This is a genomic window from Streptomyces boncukensis (genome assembly GCF_011045075.1).
In the GTDB taxonomy this organism is placed as follows: domain Bacteria; phylum Actinomycetota; class Actinomycetes; order Streptomycetales; family Streptomycetaceae; genus Streptomyces; species Streptomyces boncukensis.
On record NZ_JAAKZZ010000567.1, the window covers coordinates 1 to 4,327 of the forward strand.

At 70.8% G+C, this 4,327-nt stretch carries 3 protein-coding genes and 1 pseudogene; all 4 read right to left on the reverse strand.

Annotated elements, in window-relative coordinates; genetic code table 11:
• Positions 1–640: pseudogene (locus G5C65_RS39725) on the reverse strand (hypothetical protein); the annotation flags it as partial.
• Positions 641–741: 101 nt separating this feature from the next.
• Complete coding sequence (locus tag G5C65_RS32100; protein WP_165302565.1) at positions 742–969, reverse strand: zinc ribbon domain-containing protein; 228 nt, start codon at positions 967–969, stop codon at positions 742–744.
• Between the two features lie 25 nt (positions 970–994).
• Complete coding sequence (locus G5C65_RS32105) at positions 995–2,437, reverse strand: ATP-binding protein (RefSeq protein ID WP_165302566.1); 1,443 nt, start codon at positions 2,435–2,437, stop codon at positions 995–997.
• A gap of 209 nt (positions 2,438–2,646) precedes the next feature.
• The gene (locus G5C65_RS32110) at positions 2,647–4,221 is read right to left on the reverse strand and encodes an SCO6880 family protein (protein WP_420903382.1); all 1,575 of its coding nucleotides are present in this window, start codon (positions 4,219–4,221) and stop codon (positions 2,647–2,649) included.
• Between the last annotated feature and the right edge of the window lie 106 nt (positions 4,222–4,327).

Genomic DNA, 4,327 nt, shown 5'->3' on the forward strand with positions numbered 1-4,327 from the left:
GGGGCGGGTCGGCGGGCGTCGGCGTGGTCGGTGGCGGCGGTGCGACGGGACGTACGGGGTGTTCCGGCGTCGTCCCCGCCGCCACACCGGGCGTGTCCGCTGCCGACGGTGCCGGGGGTGTTGGGGGTGCCGGGTGTTCCGCGGGCCGGTCCTCGGCGTCCGCGCGGCCCTCGGACGGGGGCTTGCCGGACGGGGGCGTCCCCGGCGGTGTCGATCCCGCCGGACGCTCTCCACGCTCCGTCAGGAGGCGCTTGCGGCGCACCGTTCGGAGGGCCCGTATGCGGGCGAACGTGGTCATGCCGAAGATGGTCAGGACGAGCACCACCATGATCTGGCTGATGAATATCCCCCAGAAGAGCCCGTAGCCCGAGAGCTGCTCTTCCGGGGTGTCCGGCCAGGCTTCGCGGATGTCGTGCGGCTCGGTGAGGAGTTCGCGGATGGCCAGCGGCGTGCGCGTGAACGTCACGTTGTCGGGCCACGCGCCGTGCGCGAACAGGCCGGCGAGCCCGGTCGCCGACCAGGTGAACAGGGTGATCCCGAGGAGGAAGGCGAGCACGCCGACCAGCAGGCCGTCGGGAATCCCCGCGTTGCCCGTACGCTGCGGTCCGCGGCCGGTCGGGGGAGTGGAGTTCGTGGACATCGGCTTCCGCATTCAACCGGGCGGCATGGTCGCGGGCAAGGTCGCCTCCGCAGCTCCAGGACGGGTCCGGCCACACCGTGCGCCCGTGCGCGCCGTTGCCGTCAGGGCTGGTGGTAGGCGAGCTGCGGCGGGTCCATGAACATCTCGATGCGCCCGCACTGGCCGCAGATGAGGCCCGTGGCGGCCTTGTTCGCCCAGTCCAGGCCGAGGAAGGACATCCCCGCGGTGTTGAGTTTGATGTCGCGCTGCCGGAACTGGTCGTGGCCGCAGAACGGGCACTGCAGCTTACGGCCGTTAATCGACACCTGCATCGGGTCGCCGTTTGCCATGGTCTCGTCATCTCCTCGCTGTCGGTCAGGCCACCGTCGGCTTGGACGTGGACGAGCGTGCCGACTGTTCGACGGCCAGGGCCCGTGCCTCCGTCTCGGCCTCCAAGTCGGCCTCCAGCGCTGCCTCGAAGGACGCTGCCTCCGCCTCGCTGCGTGCCGTCGTCGACTCGGTCATCGCCCGGTCCGTGAAGACGAGCGGGCGTTCGGCCTCGGTGACCAGGTGCTTGACGACTTGCACATTACCGTTGACGTCCCAGACCGCGATGCCGGGGGAGAGCGTGGGGATGATTTCCACGGCCCAGCGGGGCAGGCCCAGGACCCGCCCTGTGGCCCGTGCCTCGTCGGCCTTCTGCGCGTAGACGGTGCGGGTGGAGGCCATCTTCAGGATGGCGGCCGCTTCGCGGGCCGCGGCCCCGTCCACGACGTCCGACAGGTGGTGGACCACCGCGACGAACGACAGTCCGAGGCGCCGTCCGAACTTCAGCAGCCGCTGGAAGAGCTGCGCGACGAACGGCGAGTTGATGATGTGCCACGCCTCCTCGACCAGGAAGATGCGCTTGCGCCGGTCGGGCCGGATCCAGGTGTGTTCCAGCCACACGCCCACGATGGCCATCAGGATGGGCATCGCGATGGAGTTGCGGTCGATGTGCGACAGGTCGAAGACGATGAGCGGCGCGTCCAGGTCGATGCCCACCGTCGTCGGCCCGTCGAACATGCCGCGCAGGTCGCCGTCCACCAGCCGGTCGAGCACCAGGGCCACGTCGAGGCCCCACTCGCGTACGTCGTCCAGGGCGACGTTCATCGCCTCGGCGGCCTCCGGCTTGGGGTGGCGGAGCTGCTCGACGATGTCGGTGAGGAGGGGCTGGCGGTCCGCGATCGTGCCGTTCACATAGCTGTGCGCGACCTTCAGCGCGAAGCCGGAGCGCTCGTCCAGGCCGTGGCCCAGCGCGACCTCGATGATGGTGCGCAGCAGCGCCAGCTGGCCCGTGGTGGTGATCGCCGGGTCCAGCGGGTTGAGGCGGATCCCCTGGTCGAGCGCTGCGGTGGGGTCGAGGCGGATGGGCGTTATACCCATCTCCTCGGCGATGAGGTTCCACTCGCCGACGCCGTCCTCGCCCTGGGCGTCCAGCACGACCACCTGCCGGTCGCGGAACCGGAGCTGCCGCAGGACGTACGTCTTCTCCAGCGCCGACTTGCCGTTGCCCGACTCGCCCAGCACCAGCCAGTGCGGCGCCGGGAGTTGCTGGCCGTACAGCTGGAAGGGGTCGTAGATGTAACCCTTTCCGCTGTAGACCTCGCGGCCGATGATGACGCCGGAGTCACCCAGTCCGGGTGCGGCCGTGGGGAGGTAGACGGCCTGTGCCTGGCCCGTCGAGGTGCGCACGGGAAGCCGCGTCGTCTCTGTCTTTCCGAAGAGAAAGCTGGTGAAAGCGTCAGTGAGAGCGGTGAGCGGATCGAGCGCGGCCATGCTGGCTACCTCCGGCCTGGGCCTGTGCGGGTGTTACGGGTAGTGCGGGGTCGTTGTGCGCGCCGCGTGCGGGGGGTGCGCGCGGAGTGGTTCGATCCTGCCGTGCGTGCCATAACTGTTGATCGTACGTTTGGAAACGGTCGCTCCACAGAGGCCGTTGACGTGGACACCCTCTACGCCGGTTCCGGTCCGTGCCGCGTCCGCCCTGCTCAGTGGCGGATGCCGGTCGCGAACGGGAGGGTGTTCACGAACGCCCTGTGGTGTTCCCTGTCGCACCATTCCAGCTTCAGATAGCTCTTGCCCGCCGACGCCCTGATCGTCCGTTTGTCGCGCGCCAGCGCATCCGGGGAGCGGGACGAGACGGTGATGTACCCGACGAGGTTGACCCCGGCGGCGCCCGAGGCGAGGTCGTCGCCCCGCTGGTCGACGCGGCCGTGCGCGGCGATGTCGCGCGGGTCGACGGTGCGGTTCATCTTGGCGGACCGGCTGGCCTCCGCCTCGTCGTTGGTCTTCTCCGTCAGCATCCGCTCGATCGCCAGCTCGGTCGGCTCCAGGTCCATGACGACGGCGACCGTACGGATCACGTCCGGCGTGTGCACCAGCAGCGGCGCCAGGAAGTTGACGCCGACCGGGGTCATCGGCCACTCCTTCACCCACGCCGTCGCATGGCACCAGGGCGCGCGGGTGCTCGACTCGCGGGTCTTGGCCTGGAGGTACGTCGGCTCGACCGCGTCCAGCTCGGCGGGCCAGGCGTTGCGCCGCGACATCGCCTGGATGTGGTCGATGGGGTGGTCCGGGTCGTACATGGAGTGCACGAGGGAGGCCAGCCGCGCCTGCCCGAGCGGCTGCCGCACCCGGATGTCGGCCTCGGTGAGCCGCGCGCAGATGTCCGTCAGCTCGCGCGCCATCACTATGGCGAGCCCCTCGTCCTTGGTGACCCGGCGCCCGGAGGTGCGACGCGCCGCCTTCGCGAGGGTGGCGCCCTCGGCGGCCAGCTCGCGCCCGTACTGCATGCAGGCGACGAGGTATGCGCGGTGCTGCTCGCTGGACGTCGACACCATGGACTGCAACTGGTCGTACGAGGCGCGCAGCCAGGGCGCGGCACTCGTGTCGCCGCGCCGCTCGACGTCCTTGGCGTGCGCGTCGGGGTCGGCGGGCAGGGTGCGGGCGAGCACCTGCAGCCGGGTGACGTAGCCGTCACCGTTCGCCACGTGCTTCAGCAGCGTGCCGAAGCGGTCGACCAGCGCCTCCTGGTCCTCGCTGTCGCGCAGTCCGACCCCGGGCCCCTCGATCTCGATGGCCGCGGTGACCGTACGCCGGTCGGCGTGCAGCAGTACGGCGATCTCGTCGGGTCCGAAGGGGGCCGCCATCCAGTTGATCCGGCCGACGCCGGGCGGCGTGCCGATCTCGACCTCCCGGCCGTCGAGCCGGGTGCCGGCCTCGGCGGCGTCCGAGCGGTAGGCCGTCCCGCCGCTGCGGACCAGCCGTCTGTAGGACCGGCTGATCTCGAACCACTTGTAGAACGTCCGTCCCCGGTACGGCACGTAGATCGCGGCCAGCGCGATGGCCGGGAAGCCGACGAGGGCCGGGATGCGCAGCGCCAGCACGGGGATGAGGAGGCCGCTCATCATGCCGAAGAACGCGCCCACGACGATCAGCGCGATCTCCCCGGTCTCCCGGTTCTTGCCGACGATCGCGTTGGGCCGGGCACGTCCGATCATGTACGTACGGCGCGGCGCGGGAGCCGTGACGCCGGTCCCGGCCGTGTGGGAGGGGGTCGTCACCGGCGGTCACCTCCGGAGGGACGGTTCGAGTTGGGGCTGGGTGCGGGTCGCGGACGGGGCGGGCGCGAGGCGTGCGGCGAGGGTGGCGCGGGAGCGGCCTTGCGGG